Origin of the sequence: Pacificoceanicola onchidii (genome assembly GCF_004804335.1) — a bacterium.
GTDB classification, from domain to species: domain Bacteria; phylum Pseudomonadota; class Alphaproteobacteria; order Rhodobacterales; family Rhodobacteraceae; genus Pacificoceanicola; species Pacificoceanicola onchidii.
This window is the reverse complement of record NZ_SRXY01000010.1, coordinates 62,122-78,164: the sequence shown is the minus strand read 5'-3', so window position 1 is coordinate 78,164 and position 16,043 is coordinate 62,122. Positions and strand designations below refer to the sequence as shown.

Sequence of the window (16,043 nt, the reverse complement as noted above, 5' to 3'; positions counted from 1 at the left end):
TCACCCTATCTAGTTAGTTAATTTTTGTCCGAAAGATCACGCTAGTGCGTACCGCTTTGAAGTATTGCGTTCCCACGCGAAGGTTACTGCTTCAAGTGGCTCCATACCCCGGATAAGATCGGCTCCCTTTTCGCCGATCATGATCGTTGGCGCGTTGGTGTTGGACGAGTTTATTGTTGGCATGACCGATGAGTCGCAAACCCTCAGGCCATCAATTCCATGTAGCTTCAGCTCTGGATCAACGACGGCCATCGCGTCTTTGCCCATCTTGCAGGTGCCGACCGGATGATGGTCGGTTTTTGCCATCTTGCACGCATAGTCAAAAAGCTCCTTGCGGCTTTTGACTTGCGGCCCGGGCAAGACTTCTTTTCTTACAAACCCGCTGAGAGCGTGCTGCGCTAGAATCTCCCGCGCCATCTCCAACCCCTTCAAAGCCATGTCCAGGTCATGTGGATCGGACCAGTAGTTTGGGTCAATCAATGGTGCAGCCACAGGATCGGCACTAGAGAGACGGACGGTTCCCCGAGATCTTGGCCGCATGTATGCACTGTTGAGTGTAATTCCGGCGCCATTTATCTTTGCGATGCCCTTTTCAATTCCCGATCCCTGCCCGAGATGAAGTTGGATATCTGGAGAGCGTGCTGTCTCGTCCGCATACCAAAATGCTCCGGTTTCAAAGAGGGATGCTGCGGCCGGCCCTGACTTGAAGGCGAGGTACTGAATGCCCGCCCAGATCGTTTTGTGTAGTCGGTCCCAGCCATCGTAGCTGTGACGGCCAGTCAGTTCGGAGATCGCACAGATGTCGATGTGATCTTGAAGGTTAGAACCAACGCCCGGCAGATCATGGACGACGTCAATACCGACTCCCCGCAAGTGGTCCGCAGGACCAATTCCAGACAGCATCAAGAGACGAGGCGATCCGATCGCGCCCGACGACACAATGACCTCGCGCGCAGCGCGAAAGGATTCTCGCTTGGAACCTCTTACAATTTCCACACCGGTTGCGCGCTGGTTCTCAACCAGAATCCGGGTCGCGTGAGCGCCAGTCATCACGGTCAAATTCGGCCGCGATTCCGCTGGTTTCAGAAACGCAACAGCCGAGGAAGACCTGCGCGCGTCTCGCTGAGTTAGCTGATAGAACCCAGCCCCACGTTGATACCGCCCGTTGAAGTCAGGATTGTAAGGGATGCCGTATTCTTGCGCCGCTCGAATAAACGCATCGCATACCGGCAAGGTCGCTCGCGGCATTGAGACGCCCAATGGTCCGTCGATACCGTGGTAGTCATCGTGAAATCGTTCGTTGCCCTCGGCGCGTTTGAAGTAGGGCAGGATGTCCCGATAGGCCCAGCCATCACAACCGTGTTCTTCAGCCCATGAATCATAATCCTTGGCGTTTCCACGGGTGTAAATCTGCGCATTGATCGAAGAGCCGCCACCGATCACTTTGGCCTGCGTGAACCAGACCTCACGACCTTGCATGTGCTTCTGAGGGACTGTCGACCAGCCCCAGCTCGCTATGCCCTTTGTCATTTTTGCAAAACCTGCTGGCCAATGGAACAGGATGTTCCTGTCACGCCCACCTGCCTCCAAGAGCAGAACCGATACGTCCGGATCTTCACTCAACCGTGCAGCGAGAACGCAGCCGGCTGAGCCTCCGCCCGTCACGATATAGTCGTACTCTCGCATTGCCATCCCGCCAGTAACTAAACAGTTACGTGAAACGTTTCACCAAATTGAGAATTTGTCAACAGCTAGAGATGATCTACTCCGGGTCACCCAGTCAAAGAGCTTGAGTCGCGTTCGATCAGGACTGGGTCCAAACGATCAATTGTTCTTGTAGCCGTCCCGGTGTGGATCATTTCGGCGGCCCTCTGCGCCGCGATGGCACCGACTTTACCAGGGAAAATATCGACTGAGGTCAAGCTAGGCGTCAGGGCAGAAGAAATCGGAGTATTGTCGAAGCTTATAATTGAGAAGTCCATTCCGACACTCAGCCCCAGTTCGCGCGCGGCTTCGTAGACGCCAGTTGCGACATAATCGTTGAAACAGATCACCACCGGCGGAGGACAACGGCCTGTGGAGATCTCGCTCAGTTCCGACGCGCCAAACTCCATCGACAATGGACCCAGCCTAAACTGGCAATTGGCTTCCGGCAATCCGGCTTCCTTGAGTGCGCGCTGAACTCCGGCTCGCCGACCCTCAAGCGTCGTTGTGTTTGCGTAGCCCCCTAAGAACACCGCCGTCTTTTTCCCAGTGCGCAGTGCGCTCCGCATTGCAAGATACCCTGACAGTTCGTCGTCGACCCCTACAAAACTGACAGGACACTCGGGAAGGTCACGAACACACGAGATAATGGGGATGCCGCGAGTGATTGCCACTTCAAGATCTTCGAGACATGTGTTGTGAACTGGCGAAAGAATGATCGCGCCCACGCCCTGAGAGACCATCGACTCTAACATCTTTCGCTGCCGTTCGATATCGTTCTTGGCCGTCGCCAAAATGGTCAAGAAGCCTTCGTTGTATGCCGCACTTTCTAGTTCAGACACGAGGTGGCTGAAGAAGGGATTGGCAATATTGTTCAGTATGACGCCGATCATTCTGGATTGGCCCGAACGCAAGTTCGCAGCGGCGGCATTTCGCACGAAACCCAGCTCATCTGCCGCTTTCAAGACTATGTCTCTGGTCTTGTCGGAAACACGGCCGCGGCCAGCCATCACATAAGAGGCCGTTGCGACGGACACGCGTGCCCGCGCGGCAACATCTTTCAAGCCAACCCGCCTCATATCTTACCCGCCTTGTTAAACGTTTAAGCGCCTTGGGTCATAGCGGGGCTACCGATACAGTTCAATGACTCACTAAGCGCACCCACCGTCGGGCACCGATTTGGAAGCTATCTTTAAGGTCAAGACCGATTGGAATCCGAGCAACGGAATGATTTTCGCTTCGAAAGCCAAAAGTCATCTTGCCTGGTCTTTTCTAACTGGCGGATACACTGATGGTGCGTCGACAGCCCTGCTACCCGAGTACTTCGGCAAGCCATGAGTTGATAATCAACATACTTGAGCGGCTGTATTTTCAGTAATTTCAATGGATCGTAATGGCGCAACGATCCAACTGCTTAGGATCATGGCTTCGGTAACGGGGTCGCATCAATCAAGCGTTTTTGGAAAGAAGCAATTGGTCTGCCAGAGCGGTTCGCTTGGTATTGTTCATGTCCGTTCCGCCTTCTGTCTTGGTCAACGCGATTACCGCAAAAATGATGTCGATTCGATGGAATTCTGATGGGTCGACCTCAACGGCGTGCTTGGCAACCAGACGCTCCAACTTGCCGTTCTCGTCTTCACGCTGTTTCAGACGACGGATCTAGGACTCACCCATCCCCGCGTAACCTTTCTACCAAAACAAGAAAGTCGCTTCCGCGATCCCCTTCTTGTGACAATTCTCGCCAACCACCTGTCCTGTCTCTACCTATCTGAAGGCGGACGCAATCTATTCTACTGAGAATCGCTTCTTCGGCCTCGGTACACCCCTCTGATAGACTATTTTAGCCAAAATTTCGCACTCAGTACGAGGCAGTTTCAGCGGCCAAGACCCCACGCGCGCGAAAAGACTACAGGACCGACATCAATCAGGCGGCATAAAGAAGAGAGCATATAGATCGGCTATTTCGAGTAGGTTAGTACCGCGTTGAGCGGGTTACTGCATCGGTCTCTTCCAGCGCCTCGATCGCGTCTCCGAAATTGCGCACCGCGAAAATCGAATAGAGCACGTCGATCATTTGCAACTGAGCGATCTTAGAGACCATACTTTCTTTGTACTCGCCCGATCCAGTGGCGCCAGTGATCGTGCTGGTGAAAAGGCGGATGTCCGAAACCTCAGCAATGGGCGAGTCCGGGAAGGATGTGATGCAGAGCGTTTTGGCACCCTGTGCGCGCGCCGCCTTGAGTGCGTCAACAGTGGGAATGGTACGGCCTGAATTGCTGATGCCTATGGCTAAATTGGATGCGTTCAACGTTGCGGTCGAGATCTGACGCACCCCCTGGTCACGGAAGAATTGGCACGGCACCCCTACCCGCATGAAACGCACCAGAGCGTTTTCAACCGCAATCAGTGACGATCCCATAGCAAAGAAAGCCAGCGACTGGGCCTCTTCAATCGCTTCTACGGCGCGTTGCAGTTCTCCGGGATTGGCGCCCTTTTGCGTGTCGTCCACGGTTATCGCATAGCGGGCCGAGATTTTTGCAACGATCGAGCGTATGTCGTCGTCGCGGGTGATGTCTTCATAGACGTTCTTGCTGGGTAGGATTTGGACTGAACCGGCATTGGCATGCGACAACTCCTCGGCGATCCGTATCTTGAACTGCTGAAAGTTTTGCGCATCGATTTCGCGTACAAACCGGGTGACCGTGGATTCCGACACTTTGCATTTCTCGGCCAAATCCTTAATCGAAATAGACTTCGCGGTCTCGGGCGACTTCAGTACTTGCTCGCCAATACGTTTCAAGGCCGGATTGAAGTAGGGCATCATCCGCCGAATACGATCCAAGACCGAGTTTTTCAGCATGTCGACATCGTTCATTGATGTACCTGTTCCTAAGAAGACCCTACCCACAGTGTTCGCAAGAATTTCCGGGTAAGGCCAGAGCTGGCCCTTGAAAGAAATTCATTTCCTCTATACTGCCACAAAATCGAAACTTTTTTCAATCCCTTCTTGCGAAATGGAGCCTCGGCAAAAATGCCCATTAAAGCTGTACTTTGGGACATGGATGGAACGCTTATCGACAGCGAACACCTGCACATCTCGGCCACCGCCCAGGCTATGGAAGGCCTTGGCCTCACCGCGCCGAACGATCTGTTCCTGCGGATCAACGGCATGGCGGCCGGGGATGTGCACAAATGGTTGCAGCAGGACTATGGCCTCGACCTGCAATTTGACGATTGGATCAAGCGGAAACATAACACTTATATGCGACGGATCGGCGAAATTGCTGTTTTTTCTCAGGCATATGACCTTTGGCAGGACTTGCAGTCGACCGGAGTGAAACAGGCGGTGGTGTCAAATTCCGACCGACTAACTGTGGAAGCTAATCTGGGCCATTTGGGGCTTAACAACGCCCGCCAGATCAGCGTGAGTCGCAACGACGTGCGCAATGGCAAACCCGATCCAGAGCCCTATTTGCGGGCGGCCTGGCTTCTGGAGGTGGCACCGGGCGACTGCATTGTACTCGAAGACAGCGAAGCCGGTGCCAAAGCAGGCCTCGCGGCCGGCATGACGACGTTTCTGGTCCCAAACACCCCTGCTCAACTACCCGAAGGTGCGTCGCGTCTTAAATCCTTCAGGGAAATAGCGGTGATTTGTGGGCTTTAAGCCTAGCGTTCTCTTGCGGTCTCAGATCTGGATGTGCGGCCGCCAGTAGTCAACCGAGCGGCGCAGTGCATCGACAACATGCGCGCGAGAATCAGTCGGCTCCCGCTCGCGGAACGACAACTCCAAGCACACTTCCATATCGCAAGGCCCGTGCGCTTCCAATGCGGGCACCAGCTCAGCGGCATGGATCCGGCCTTCGGAATTGAACGGTTCGATAAAGGGGTTGTGACCGCTTTTGTTGACCGCGTGGCTCTGCTTGATGTGGATGATCGGGCTGTCCACAGCCAGCGCTTCAATCCATTTGTAAGGATCTGTGTCGTCAGGATTTTCGCTTTGCAGATCACCATGATCGACATCGAGCAACAGCTTGAATGGCAGGCCTCGCGCCTTGATCTTTTGGTTCAGTTCATGGGCCGAGGCGATGGTGTGACCGAACTCACGCCCAACCGACATGGTTTCCCAATAGATGTATTTCAGCCCAGCCCTGTCGCAGCGTTCCCAAACCTGCTCCCAGCCATCCAGCGCCGCCTCGATCAGCACCTCGCGCCGCGCTGGGTCATCGTAATCCTGCCAGGTCAAGATCGCGAATTGCGAGCCCACGCTGTCAGCACCGACGTCCGCCGCGATCTCTCCCAGTCGAGCCATCCAATCAAAGGTCCATTGCCGAACGTCAGGATCCGGGTGGCCCATGTTGTTGATCCGGGTGTACCCGCTGGTCATCACAGACGTCGCGCGCAGATCATTGGCTGCCGCGGATTTGGTGAACTCATCGGTCAGCCGCTTGATAGTGTTCGCAGGCCAAGACGGGTTGATAACTTCATTGGTCATCTGGATCCGCTTGATGCCGATATCGCGCGCACAGGTTTCTACCAGATCGGCCGGATTGGCGATGCGGTTCAAGAGAGGATTGCAGCTGAGAGAGAGAAAAAGGGTCATGAGGTTGGGCTACTCCGAAGCGATATGGGCGTGCCAGGAGTCCCGGTATTGGGACAGCCCGTCAAAAGCGGATGCGGCACAAGGTTTCATCGGGATCGGCAGGCTGGGCACAGTGCCGCCGCCTTTCATCTGCCCAAGGATTGCGGCCCCCATGGCAGTACCGTCGCGCAGTTCCGAGGCGAGTATCTTCTGACCGGGGCGCAATTGCCCGATGATCCCGGCAACCAGCGTGTTCTGCGCAAAAGGCCCGTCGATGATGATGTCAGAGGTCGAACCCAGCGTGTCGAGAAGCTCATTGATCATAAGCGCGGCATACAGCGTAGCGAGCGAGGCGCGCGCCACTTCGCCTTCGGTGAAATCCCCGATGATCTGGCCCCTGTTACCACGATCGGCAATCGGCCCGCCGGTATCCGAAAACGCTGGCAGTGCGAAGACGCCGCCCGCGATGATCGCGGCGATCCCTTCGGCACTGGCCTTGGTGGGCGCAACGCCGTCGAGCACCTTTTCAAACTCATAGCCGCCATAGAACCGGGAACATGCCACTGGCTTGGCAAAGATGTCCGTGAAGGAGAACACGTCCGTGTCAGGGTTCAGATCGTCCAGCTCGGTATCGCTGTCGAACCCGATCACGAAAGTTCCGGTCGACAAAAGCGTAAACGAGCCTTCATGCCCGGACAGATAGCGCAGCCAATTGGCGTTGCTGTCATGGATCCCGCAGAGGATATCCCCCCTGCCCCGGAACCCCTCTGGTTTGTACTGACCTATCACCTGCCACGCGGGCAGGATCTCAGGGAACTTCTTGTCCCAACCGCGGGAGGTCACGAGGCTTGAATATGCCGAGGATTTTACGTCCAAGAGATGGGTGAACACTCCAAGGTTCGAGATTTCCATCGCCGGACGCCCGCCAAGCCGATAGCCGATATATGCGCTCCACGGCAGGATCGTCTCGGTCCGGGCAAAGGCGTCGGGGTACAGTGTTTCCAGCCAGAACAGCTGTTTGCCGATTGTCAAAGCACAGGGAGAGGTGTTGGAAAACACTTCCGAGAACGGGGGCGTGATCTTGGCGAATTCCGCGTCCAGCTCTGCTGGCGCTTCGGCCAGATAATCCATGACCGGCGTGGTCAACTGCCCCTGCCCGTCCAGACAGGCAACTGTAGCTCCAAAGGCGCTGATCGAGATCGTGTCGATCGGCAGTTTCCGGTCCAACTCAACCAGCGCATCGGTGGCAAATGCCATCAACGAAGCATCATCAAGATGCGTATAGGGCGGGCCGCCCATGTGAACCGTTGGCACTTTGCGGCTGTCAATCTCATTCAACGCGTCGTCGAACAGGATTACCTTGCTGTTGGTTGCGCCAACATCAATGACAGCGATTCCGGTCTTAGACATGGTGGCCCCCTCACGTTTTCATTCAACTTTGTGCGCGAGAAATCCCTACCAGACGATGACGGATTCCCGGGCCTTTTCGACCTGATTGCGCATGAAATTCAGTGCCGATTTCGCCGCCGCGTTGGAAGAAGTCCACGGCGTGCGCCAAAGCCCGATCGCCCCAACGATGTCCTTGCCCAGAACCGCAGGAGAGAAGCTCTCTACCGTGAAGTCTCCTTCATAACCCGCTTGCGCCAATGCCCGGAAATAAGCGGTGAAATCAAAACTGCCAGCGCCAAGAATGCCGCGGTCGTTTTCGGCGAGATGAGCATAACCCAAGAGAGTGCCGTTGCGCGCGATGGTATCGGCCAAGTCACCCTCTTCGATATTCATGTGGAAGGTGTCCATATGAAGGAAGGTGTTTTTGGTGCCGCTGTCGGCGATCAACTTGGCACCCTGGTCCAGTGTCTGGATCATGTAGCTTTCATAGCGATTGACCGGCTCAATCCCCAAGCGCACACCCAACTCCCCGGCCTTTTCATCCAACCCCGAGAAGGCCTCGACCACTTGTTCATATTGCGCGTCATTGTGAGGGGCGTCATAGGCGTTGAAAGCCGCATAGGTGATGCCACTGACGCCGGGGGTTTCCAGCTCGCTGGCGATCTCAAGACAGCGGATCACGTCGCGTTTTCCGGCGGCATGCACTTCCTGCTCAAGACTGGATAGATCACTGCCCGGACCCAGAGCCATGCCGAGCCGCAGTTCCACCCCGGCATCCTTGGCTGCCCGGCGGGTCATTTCCACATCCAAAGCCGCGGGATCGAAGACCAGAACCTCGATGAGGTCGAACCCGATCCGCGCAGCGTTGTCACAGGCGATCTTGGCGCTCTCGGCATTCCAGGTGTCCGAAAAGACCAATGCGTGCACCCCAAGTTTGTTCATTTCATCCTCCTGTTTTGGTGTCAGGCAATCAAATGCGCCAGATTTTGTGCAGCGCGGTCGATCATGTCGTAGACCGTGGCAAAGGCCTCGGGGCCATCGTCATAAGGATCGGGGATGTCGATCACCTCACCCGTGGTCAAAAACGCGCCCAGATGGCTAACCCGCGCTCGACTACCGGCCGGGCGCAACTCGTGCAGGGCTTCGATGTTGTAGCCGTCCATTCCGAGGATAATGTCGAACTGGTCGAAATCCTTACGCGAAACTTGGCGTGCGGTAATGCCAGAAATGTCGAGCCCCCTGTCGGCAGCAGCCTTGATGCTGCGTGGGTCGGGGTGGCGTCCGATGTTCCAATCTTTGATGGCGGCGCTGTCGATGCTAAAAGTGCTGGTATCTAGGTATTTGCGCAGCAGCCCCTCGGCAGTGGGAGACCGACAGATATTGCCGCGGCAGACCGCCAGCACTCGCTGGGAGGCTTCGGCGCGAGGCTGTAGCCGATATTCGCGCGTTATGTCCGCCAGTGCGACATTGGCGCGGGACGCAAGCCGAGCAATTTCGCGGGTGGCGGTCTCGGTATCGGCCGTGTTGAAGTTGAACATGCCAAAGTGATGGCCCAGCATGGCCTGCGCACCCATGTGTTCAGTCAGCTTTACGGCCTCGGTCACGGTCAGATTGCCAGGCACGCCGTTGTCGGCCCGTATCTCGTCCCGGCCATTGATCGGCAGAAGCGCCAAGTCGATATCCAGCGCGGCCAGCGTCTCGGCCAGTCCCGAATAGGGAATGGTATCGCCGGAATGCCAGATGTTGAGACCACCAGCTGCAATCACATAGCCCAGGAAGTAGTGCCGACCCAGATGATCGCGGGCCAGTTCCTCATGGGCAGACGCCGTTGCGATGACCTCGAAACCGCCTAGGGTTCGGCGTTGTCCGGCGTCGATCAGAGTTAGACGATCGACCGGGACACCCCGGCTGATCGCCTTGTCGCGTTCCGCCACCGGCGCCAGCACCCGCGCCCCCGGATTGGCCGCCAGAAGCGCGGGCAAGGTGCCTGGATCCATATGGTCGCTATGGCCATGAGTGCAGAGCACCCAATCCACATCGCGCAATTCAGACGGCGCAATTGGTACCGGCATCATGCGGATGTGGGGAAACGGCTTGCCACGATATTTCTCAGCCAGTGAATCTGACAGATAAGGATCGATAACGATTCGGGTTCCGTTGATATCGATTATAAACCCGGCTTGACCCAACCAACGGATTGAGGCGCTGCCGCCCGCCGGAGCAATCTTGTCGAAACCCGTTGCGCTGTGATGCAAGAGTGTCATTTCTGCTCCAGGACTTTCAGGATGTTGTCGACCGCTCCGCGAGTCGCACGCTCCACACTTTCCGCGGTGAGACCGCCAGCATGAGGCATCAGTATCACCCGGTCATGGGCCAAAAGCGGCGTCATTTCCGGCGGCTCGGAGTGAAAGACGTCCGTTGCCAGACAGCCAACCTGACCGGATTTCAGCCCGTCGAGCATGGCAATGTCGTCGATTAGACCGGCACGCGCGGTATTCACAATAATCGTGCCCGGCTGCAAAGCCTCGATAACGCCTGAATCCAGGATCGGAGTGTCGGACGGAGGGCAGTGAAAGGTCACCGCATCTGCGCTCCGCCAGATGTCATCAAGAGCTCCAAAACGAAAACCCGCAGGTGCGAAATCGTTGTTGGGAAAGGGATCATAGCCGATGACATTCATCCCAAGCCCCAGCGCCATTTCACTGACCTGACGGCCAATGGCGCCACAGCCCACCACGCCCAGAGTGCGTCCCTTGAGCTCAAATCCCACACGGCGTTGCCAGTCGCCTGAGCGCAGATGCGCGTCGGACCATGGAATGTGCCGCGTCGCGGCCATCAAGAGCGCCACAGCCAGTTCCGCTACGCTGCGCGCATTGGCACCAATGATGCGCTCCACCTTGATCCCGCGTGCCTCGGCATCGGCTAAATTGATGTTGTCCACGCCCGAGCCGTTGCGGCTGATAACACGCAGGCCGCCTGCTGCATCCAGAACCTTGCGGCTGATCGGTTCGACCCCGGCCAGCCAGCCGACGCAATCGGGGATCACGTCAAGCAGGTCGGTCTCGGACGGAGTTTTTCCCGGATTGGGGTAGACGAGTTCAAAACCCGCATCGGTCAGATTTGACAGCGCCGGGTGGCCCGCCTGTGACAGCGAGCGCGGCGTGATCGCGATTTTACCCTGCATGGCTTTGTCTCCTCAGCCACCCCAGCGCGGGTTGTCGACCAGAGTCGGCGTGCCGTCGCGATCCACCAAAAGCTTGCGGAAGCCCTTGGTTTCAATGGTGCCATAGTCGTGACCGGCGTGGCCCGGGAAGGCAAAGAACATCACAAAGTCTTCGCTGTTCGAGACGTTGATCGAGCGGTGCGCCCAACGACCTGGCACATAGACCGCATCGCCCTGTTTCATCTCACGCCATTCGACCTTGCCTTCAGGGGTTTCCATCATCATGCCGCCGTGACCGGAGAGGCAGTAGTAGACCTCGGCAGTATCCAGAACAGTGTGGAAATGGCCTTTGGTCATGAAGTATTCGTCACCGATCTTGCCGGGACGAATACGGGTGGTACCATAGGCGACGTTGCCGCTGGTTTCCGGCACACCCATGTCGAAATATTCGTAAACCATGGCATCGTCTTCGGTGACAGCGGCTTCAAAAGCGGCATCATCCGCGAAATAGCCCTGGAGCGTGGACAGCGGGCGGGCAATCGGCTCGGCTGTGTTCGAAGCACCAGTAACGGTGTTGAAATCAACCAGTGTCGGGGTCATGTCGTTCATCTTTTCAAGTCCTGTTCAGGAGGTTGCGTCTTTTGCGATTTGGCTGAGTTTGTCGAAGGCTGGGCCCGACATCGGGATGTCGATGTCGAAGACCTCGGCGATGACACGCGTCCAGCCGTGAATGAAATAGACCCAGCCGTCCACGACGGTCAGGTTGCGGGATTTGGACTGGGCATTGGCCTGATCGAGAAAAACCAAATCGCCGCGATAGTTGAATTCCCAGACCAGGGCGTTGTTGGGAAAGACCACTGCATCCGAGGTCGGCGATCCGGGGCCGTCTTTGCCTAGACCGGTGGCATTGACCACCATGGAATGGGCGGGAAGTGCAGAGACAACTCTGTCGGCCTCTTCCGGGGTCGGCGCAAGACGATAGTCAATCTCAATGCCAAAGCCTATGTCGGCATGGACTTGGCGCATTTCGTCCAGGCTGGCGTCACGGCGTGCGGTAACGACAATGCGTCCCGGCACATCGCCGCCGTCACGTTTCTTGTTGTGCAGGTAAAGCGTCAACGCCAGCGATGAGCCGCCCGAACCCAGGAGCAACAGCTCACCGCCTGTTGCGTCCCAATGGTCTTCGGGCACAATCGCCTCGAACGCGGCACCGGCGGAAATCGGGTCTTTGGCGTGTCCCACCAGACGGTCACCGCGTTTGGAGATCGAACTTATCTCATGCAGCGTCTGAGCATAGGGGTCGAGGTCTTCGAAAAGATCCTTGGAGGCTTTCAGAAGATTGACCTTATGGGTTGTTACCAGACCACCCAGCGACAGCGGATCGTTCTTCAGGAACGATACCGCTGCGCGGTACTGCGCGGGATCGGAATTGGGAGGGAAATCGATCCCGCGCATGACCGCATCCAGACCGAGGTGATCGGCCCAGGCCGGGAACACTTTCATGATCGAGGATTTGCCGGTGGTGACACCGACAAAATACATCGTGCGTTGGGCGGCTGGCGTATAGGCCATGGTATGGTTAGTCCTCTTCTTCGGCCCAATCGAGGGCGCGTGTGACGGCTTTGGTCCAGCCAGCGTAAAGTTTGTCGGCGCGGGCGCGGTCCATCTGGGGTTTGAATTCGGTTTCCAGTTCAAATGAATTGGCCAGCGCTTCGCGGTTTTCCCAGACACCGGTGGCAAGTCCGGCGAGGAAGGCTGCGCCTCGGGCGCTGGATTCGATCACCGTCGGGCGCATCAGAGGCAGATCCGAAATATCGGCCTGAAATTGCATGACAAAACCATTTAGACAGGCTCCCCCATCGACCTTGAGACCAGAGAGGTCCAGACCCGACAGTTCCTTGATCGCGACAATGATGTCATTGACCTGATAAGCCATGCTTTCCAGCGCGGCGCGGATCAGATGTTCGCGGTTGGCACCCCGGGTCAGGCCTACAATTGTGCCGCGCGCATGCTGGTTCCAGAGCGGTGCGGACATGCCGGTAAAGGCGGGCACCAGATAGACACCGTTGGTGTCCTCGGTGGTGCATTGCGCATCTGAGCTTTTCTGAATGATCTGCAACTCATCGCGCAGCCATTGTATAACGGTACCGCAATTGAACAGCGTGCCTTCGGTGGCATATTGCACCTTGCCGTCGATGCCGATGGCGATGGTGGAGATCAGCCCCTGCCCCGGCGAAACGAACTCTTTGCCGGTATTGACCATCAGCGCGCCGCCGGTGCCATAGGTGCATTTCGCCTGGCCTTTTTCAAAACAGGCTTGCCCGAACAGCGCGCCATGCTGGTCGCCCACGGCGGCGGCCACAGGGATCTCGGCGCCAAAGAGCGCAGGATCGGAGGTGCCGTAGACTTCCGAAGAATTGCGGACCTCGGGAAGGATTGCGCGCGGAACGCCGATCTCCTCCAGCAGCTTGTCGTCCCAGTCCACCTTGCGGATGTTAAAGAGAAGCGTCCGCGAAGCATTGGTCACATCGGTAACGTGCACCTCGCCCCCCGTCAGATTCCAGATCAGCCAGCTGTCGATGGTGCCAAAGGCCAGTTCGCCCTTTTCGGCCCGAGCACGCGCACCCGGCACATTGTCCAGCATCCAGGCGATTTTGGTACCCGAGAAATAGGCGTCGATCACCAGACCGGTGTTTTCCGACACATAAGGCTCCAACCCCCGCGCCCGCAGATCGTCACAGGCGCCTGTGGTGCGTCGGTCCTGCCAGACCAGCGCATTGTGGATCGGTTTGCCGGTGGCTCGGTCCCAGATCACCGCGGTTTCGCGCTGATTGGTGATGCCAATGGCCGCGATCTGGCTGGCTTCGATACCCGCCTTTGCAATCGCCTCGCGCGCCACTTTCAGCTGCGTATCCCAAATCTCTTCGGCATCATGTTCGACCAGCCCGGGTTTGGGATAAATCTGCGCAAATTCCTGCTGCCCAATGGCGACATCCTGGCCGCGTGTGTCAAAGACGATGGCGCGAGCACTCGACGTGCCTTCATCCAGCGCAAGAACATATGTATCGCTCATGTTTCCCTCCCGTTTCTCTTTGGTTCAGCCGTTAGGCTTGACGAGGATCTTGGCATAGGGACCAAAGCTGCGGTCCTTCAGCTTCGGCATGATGTCCGGAAGCTCCTCGAGGCTGGCGCGATGGGTGATAAGCGGTTCGACCTGAAGACGGCCCGCGCGCAGCAATTCGATGATATCGAACCACTCCTTGCCGGGGAACGGCGTCGAATAAGAGTTCCACGACCCAATTACTTCCAATTCCTGCCGCACAATCTTTTCGAACAGCGCGTGCGGGAAGGTCACGTCGCCATAGGCGGTGCCATACAGCAGAACCTTGCCCTGCTTGGCCGCTACTTCGATCGAGCTGTTGCGGCCGGGCTCGTTGCCCGCGCATTCGATCGACAGCGCCACGCCGCGTCCGCCGGTGGCCGCCTTGACCGCCTCCAGCACGTCTTCCTTCATTGGGTTGATGCAGACATCGGCGCCGACCTGACGCGCCAATTCCAGCTTGTCTTCATCCACGTCGATGGCAATGAGCGGCTGTGCGCCGGAAAGCTTGGCAAATTGCAGCGCGAAATATCCCAGCGCCCCACAGCCGACTACGGCGACCGCGTCGCCCAAACTCAGATCAACCTTGTGGATGCCGTGCAGGATGATTGCCGCCGGTTCGATGGTGGCCGCGACCTCAAGCGAGACCTCATCGGGCACTTTCATTACATTGGCCGCGGGCGCGCGCACGAACTCGGCAAATGCGCCGTCGGTGCGCGAGCCCAGAAAGCTGTAATCGTCACACAGCGAATAACGGCCCGCTTCACATTCGGGGCAGTCGAAACAGGGCACCAGGGGCGCAATCGCGGCGCGATCGCCTGGGGCAACATGGGACACATTGGCGCCGACCTTTTCCACGACACCGGCAAATTCATGCCCGGGCACGGTGGGAAAAGAATAGGTGCCATTGACCATGATCCGGCCAATATCAGACCCGCAGATGCCGCAGGCCACAACCTTGACCAGAACTTCGTTGTCCTCCAGCGCCTCAGGCACCGGAATTTCCTCGACCCGGAGGTCGGCGGGGGCGTGCAATACAGCGGCTTTCATCAAGCAGCCTCCTCTTGTGGTAGCACAAGGGTCTTCATCCCCTTGCCGGCCAGCGCGTGATCAAAGGCGTCAACCGCCCTGTTCATGGCAAAACGATGGGTCACCACCTGGGTCACATCGATCTGACCGCTTTCGACCAGCCGCAGCGAGCGGGCGTAATCTTCGATGCTCGATCCGGTAGACCCGAGGAGCTTGAGACCCCAGTAATGGACCTTATTGGTGTCGATCTCGACTATCGTGCCTTTGTTAAGTCCCGAGAAAAAGTTCATTCGTCCATAGCGGGCGAGCAAGGCCATGGCCTGAACCTGCAATTCGGGCGCGGGCGCACAGGTCAGTGCCACATCGACACCGGCCCCACCGGTCAGGCGCATGATCTCATCGACCACGTCAACCTTGCACGAATTCACCGTGTCGGTGGCACCCAGACCGGCAATCTCTTCGAGCCGGCTGTCGCGGCGGCCGACAACGATCACCTGCTTGGCACCATAGGCCTTGGCAAGTTGCAGGAAGAACCCGGCAATCGGCCCGGTGCCCAGCACCAGCACCCGGTCTTCGGGTGTCACATGCAGGTCTTTCCAGCCGTTGAAACAGCAGGACAGCGGCTCGACCAGAGTGGCGGCCTCGTAATCCATCGTTTTGGGGATCTCGAACAGGTTGCCGCCGTATAGCGCCGCTGCCGTCACCACCATATATTGCTGAAAGCCGCCGTCGACATTGATGCCAAAGGCATCGTAGTCGGGGCACATGTTATTAAGCCCCCGACGGCACATGTCACATTTGCCACAGCCGATATTGGGCACAACGGAGACCCGCTGCCCCACCGACCAGCCGGAGACATGGCTGCCGACCTTGACGATCTCGCCGGCCAGTTCATGGCCCAGCACGACCGTATCGCCCTCACCGACGCGGAAGTGTCCGCCCCGGTGAATTTTCAGGTCCGTGCCACAGATCGCGGCGGCATGCACCTTGACCAGCACTTCCTCATCCCGGATGGCGGGAATGTCCCGCTCATCCAGCGTAAGATTACCCGGGCCTTTGAAGACAGCGGCTTTCACGGG

15 protein-coding genes are annotated in these 16,043 nt (G+C 57.4%); 1 reads left to right on the top strand and 14 read right to left on the bottom strand.

Features of this window, described 5'->3' with window-relative positions; translation table 11 throughout:
• Positions 1-36: 36 nt before the first annotated feature.
• The 4 genes from E4662_RS21790 to E4662_RS21780 all read right to left on the bottom strand — a co-directional run bounded on the left by E4662_RS21790 (position 37) and on the right by E4662_RS21780 (position 4,579).
• Complete coding sequence (locus E4662_RS21790) at positions 37-1,692, bottom strand: GMC family oxidoreductase (protein WP_476703883.1); 1,656 nt, start codon at positions 1,690-1,692, stop codon at positions 37-39.
• A gap of 80 nt (positions 1,693-1,772) precedes the next feature.
• The gene (locus E4662_RS21785) at positions 1,773-2,768 is read right to left on the bottom strand and encodes a LacI family DNA-binding transcriptional regulator (protein WP_168798047.1); all 996 of its coding nucleotides are present in this window, start codon (positions 2,766-2,768) and stop codon (positions 1,773-1,775) included.
• Between the two features lie 385 nt (positions 2,769-3,153).
• Positions 3,154-3,324, bottom strand: a complete 171-nt coding sequence (locus E4662_RS24165) for a hypothetical protein (protein ID WP_168798046.1) — start codon at positions 3,322-3,324, stop codon at positions 3,154-3,156.
• 352 nt (positions 3,325-3,676) lie between these two features.
• Positions 3,677-4,579, bottom strand: coding sequence for a MurR/RpiR family transcriptional regulator (locus E4662_RS21780; protein WP_136443749.1), 903 nt, complete (start codon positions 4,577-4,579; stop codon positions 3,677-3,679).
• 156 nt (positions 4,580-4,735) lie between these two features.
• Here E4662_RS21780 and E4662_RS21775 point away from each other — a divergent pair, with 156 nt between their 5' ends.
• Positions 4,736-5,368, top strand: coding sequence for an HAD family hydrolase (locus tag E4662_RS21775; protein ID WP_136443748.1), 633 nt, complete (start codon positions 4,736-4,738; stop codon positions 5,366-5,368).
• 21 nt (positions 5,369-5,389) lie between these two features.
• Here the strand turns inward: E4662_RS21775 and E4662_RS21770 are convergent, their stop codons facing one another.
• The 10 genes from E4662_RS21770 to E4662_RS21725 are packed head-to-tail and all read right to left on the bottom strand — an operon-like array spanning position 5,390 to position 16,040.
• Entirely contained in the window at positions 5,390-6,304 is a 915-nt protein-coding gene (locus tag E4662_RS21770) for a sugar phosphate isomerase/epimerase family protein (protein ID WP_136443747.1), read from the bottom strand.
• Positions 6,305-6,313: 9 nt separating this feature from the next.
• Entirely contained in the window at positions 6,314-7,693 is a 1,380-nt protein-coding gene (locus E4662_RS21765) for an FGGY-family carbohydrate kinase (RefSeq protein ID WP_136443746.1), read from the bottom strand.
• Between the two features lie 45 nt (positions 7,694-7,738).
• A complete protein-coding gene (locus tag E4662_RS21760; RefSeq protein ID WP_136443745.1) occupies positions 7,739-8,614 on the bottom strand; it encodes a sugar phosphate isomerase/epimerase family protein in 876 nt (291 codons plus the stop codon).
• A 20-nt stretch (positions 8,615-8,634) separates the two neighbouring features.
• Entirely contained in the window at positions 8,635-9,936 is a 1,302-nt protein-coding gene (locus tag E4662_RS21755) for an arsenate reductase/protein-tyrosine-phosphatase family protein (protein ID WP_136443744.1), read from the bottom strand.
• Entirely contained in the window at positions 9,933-10,856 is a 924-nt protein-coding gene (locus E4662_RS21750) for a phosphoglycerate dehydrogenase (RefSeq protein WP_136443743.1), read from the bottom strand. Before E4662_RS21750 ends, E4662_RS21755 begins: the two co-directional genes overlap by 4 nt.
• 12 nt (positions 10,857-10,868) lie before the next feature.
• Positions 10,869-11,444 carry a glucose-6-phosphate isomerase family protein gene (locus E4662_RS21745; RefSeq protein WP_136443742.1) on the bottom strand — a complete coding sequence of 192 codons (576 nt, stop codon included), beginning with the start codon at positions 11,442-11,444 and terminating at the stop codon, positions 10,869-10,871.
• A 15-nt stretch (positions 11,445-11,459) separates the two neighbouring features.
• Positions 11,460-12,407: a shikimate dehydrogenase gene (locus E4662_RS21740; protein ID WP_136443741.1), complete on the bottom strand. Its 948-nt coding sequence runs from the start codon at positions 12,405-12,407 to the stop codon at positions 11,460-11,462.
• Positions 12,408-12,414: 7 nt separating this feature from the next.
• On the bottom strand, positions 12,415-13,908 hold the full coding sequence (gene glpK, locus E4662_RS21735; protein WP_136443740.1) for a glycerol kinase GlpK: 1,494 nt from the start codon (positions 13,906-13,908) through the stop codon (positions 12,415-12,417).
• Positions 13,909-13,932: 24 nt separating this feature from the next.
• On the bottom strand, positions 13,933-14,985 hold the full coding sequence (locus E4662_RS21730; RefSeq protein ID WP_136443739.1) for a galactitol-1-phosphate 5-dehydrogenase: 1,053 nt from the start codon (positions 14,983-14,985) through the stop codon (positions 13,933-13,935).
• Positions 14,985-16,040, bottom strand: coding sequence for a zinc-dependent dehydrogenase (locus E4662_RS21725; RefSeq protein WP_136443738.1), 1,056 nt, complete (start codon positions 16,038-16,040; stop codon positions 14,985-14,987). The genes E4662_RS21730 and E4662_RS21725 overlap by 1 nt, the downstream gene beginning before the upstream one ends.
• Positions 16,041-16,043 lie beyond the last annotated feature (3 nt).

Bases quoted from the DNA above. Each gene is read 5' to 3' on its own strand.
- E4662_RS21790 (WP_476703883.1), bottom strand. From the start codon at position 1,692: ATGGCAATGCGAGAGTACGACTATATCGTGACGGGCGGAGGCTCAGCC.
- E4662_RS21780 (WP_136443749.1), bottom strand. From the start codon at position 4,579: ATGAACGATGTCGACATGCTGAAAAACTCGGTCTTGGATCGTATTCGG.
- E4662_RS21775 (WP_136443748.1), top strand. From the start codon at position 4,736: ATGCCCATTAAAGCTGTACTTTGGGACATGGATGGAACGCTTATCGAC.
- E4662_RS21770 (WP_136443747.1), bottom strand. From the start codon at position 6,304: ATGACCCTTTTTCTCTCTCTCAGCTGCAATCCTCTCTTGAACCGCATC.
- E4662_RS21765 (WP_136443746.1), bottom strand. From the start codon at position 7,693: ATGTCTAAGACCGGAATCGCTGTCATTGATGTTGGCGCAACCAACAGC.
- E4662_RS21760 (WP_136443745.1), bottom strand. From the start codon at position 8,614: ATGAACAAACTTGGGGTGCACGCATTGGTCTTTTCGGACACCTGGAAT.
- E4662_RS21755 (WP_136443744.1), bottom strand. From the start codon at position 9,936: ATGACACTCTTGCATCACAGCGCAACGGGTTTCGACAAGATTGCTCCG.
- E4662_RS21750 (WP_136443743.1), bottom strand. From the start codon at position 10,856: ATGCAGGGTAAAATCGCGATCACGCCGCGCTCGCTGTCACAGGCGGGC.
- E4662_RS21745 (WP_136443742.1), bottom strand. From the start codon at position 11,444: ATGAACGACATGACCCCGACACTGGTTGATTTCAACACCGTTACTGGT.
- E4662_RS21740 (WP_136443741.1), bottom strand. From the start codon at position 12,407: ATGGCCTATACGCCAGCCGCCCAACGCACGATGTATTTTGTCGGTGTC.
- glpK (WP_136443740.1), bottom strand. From the start codon at position 13,908: ATGAGCGATACATATGTTCTTGCGCTGGATGAAGGCACGTCGAGTGCT.
- E4662_RS21730 (WP_136443739.1), bottom strand. From the start codon at position 14,985: ATGAAAGCCGCTGTATTGCACGCCCCCGCCGACCTCCGGGTCGAGGAA.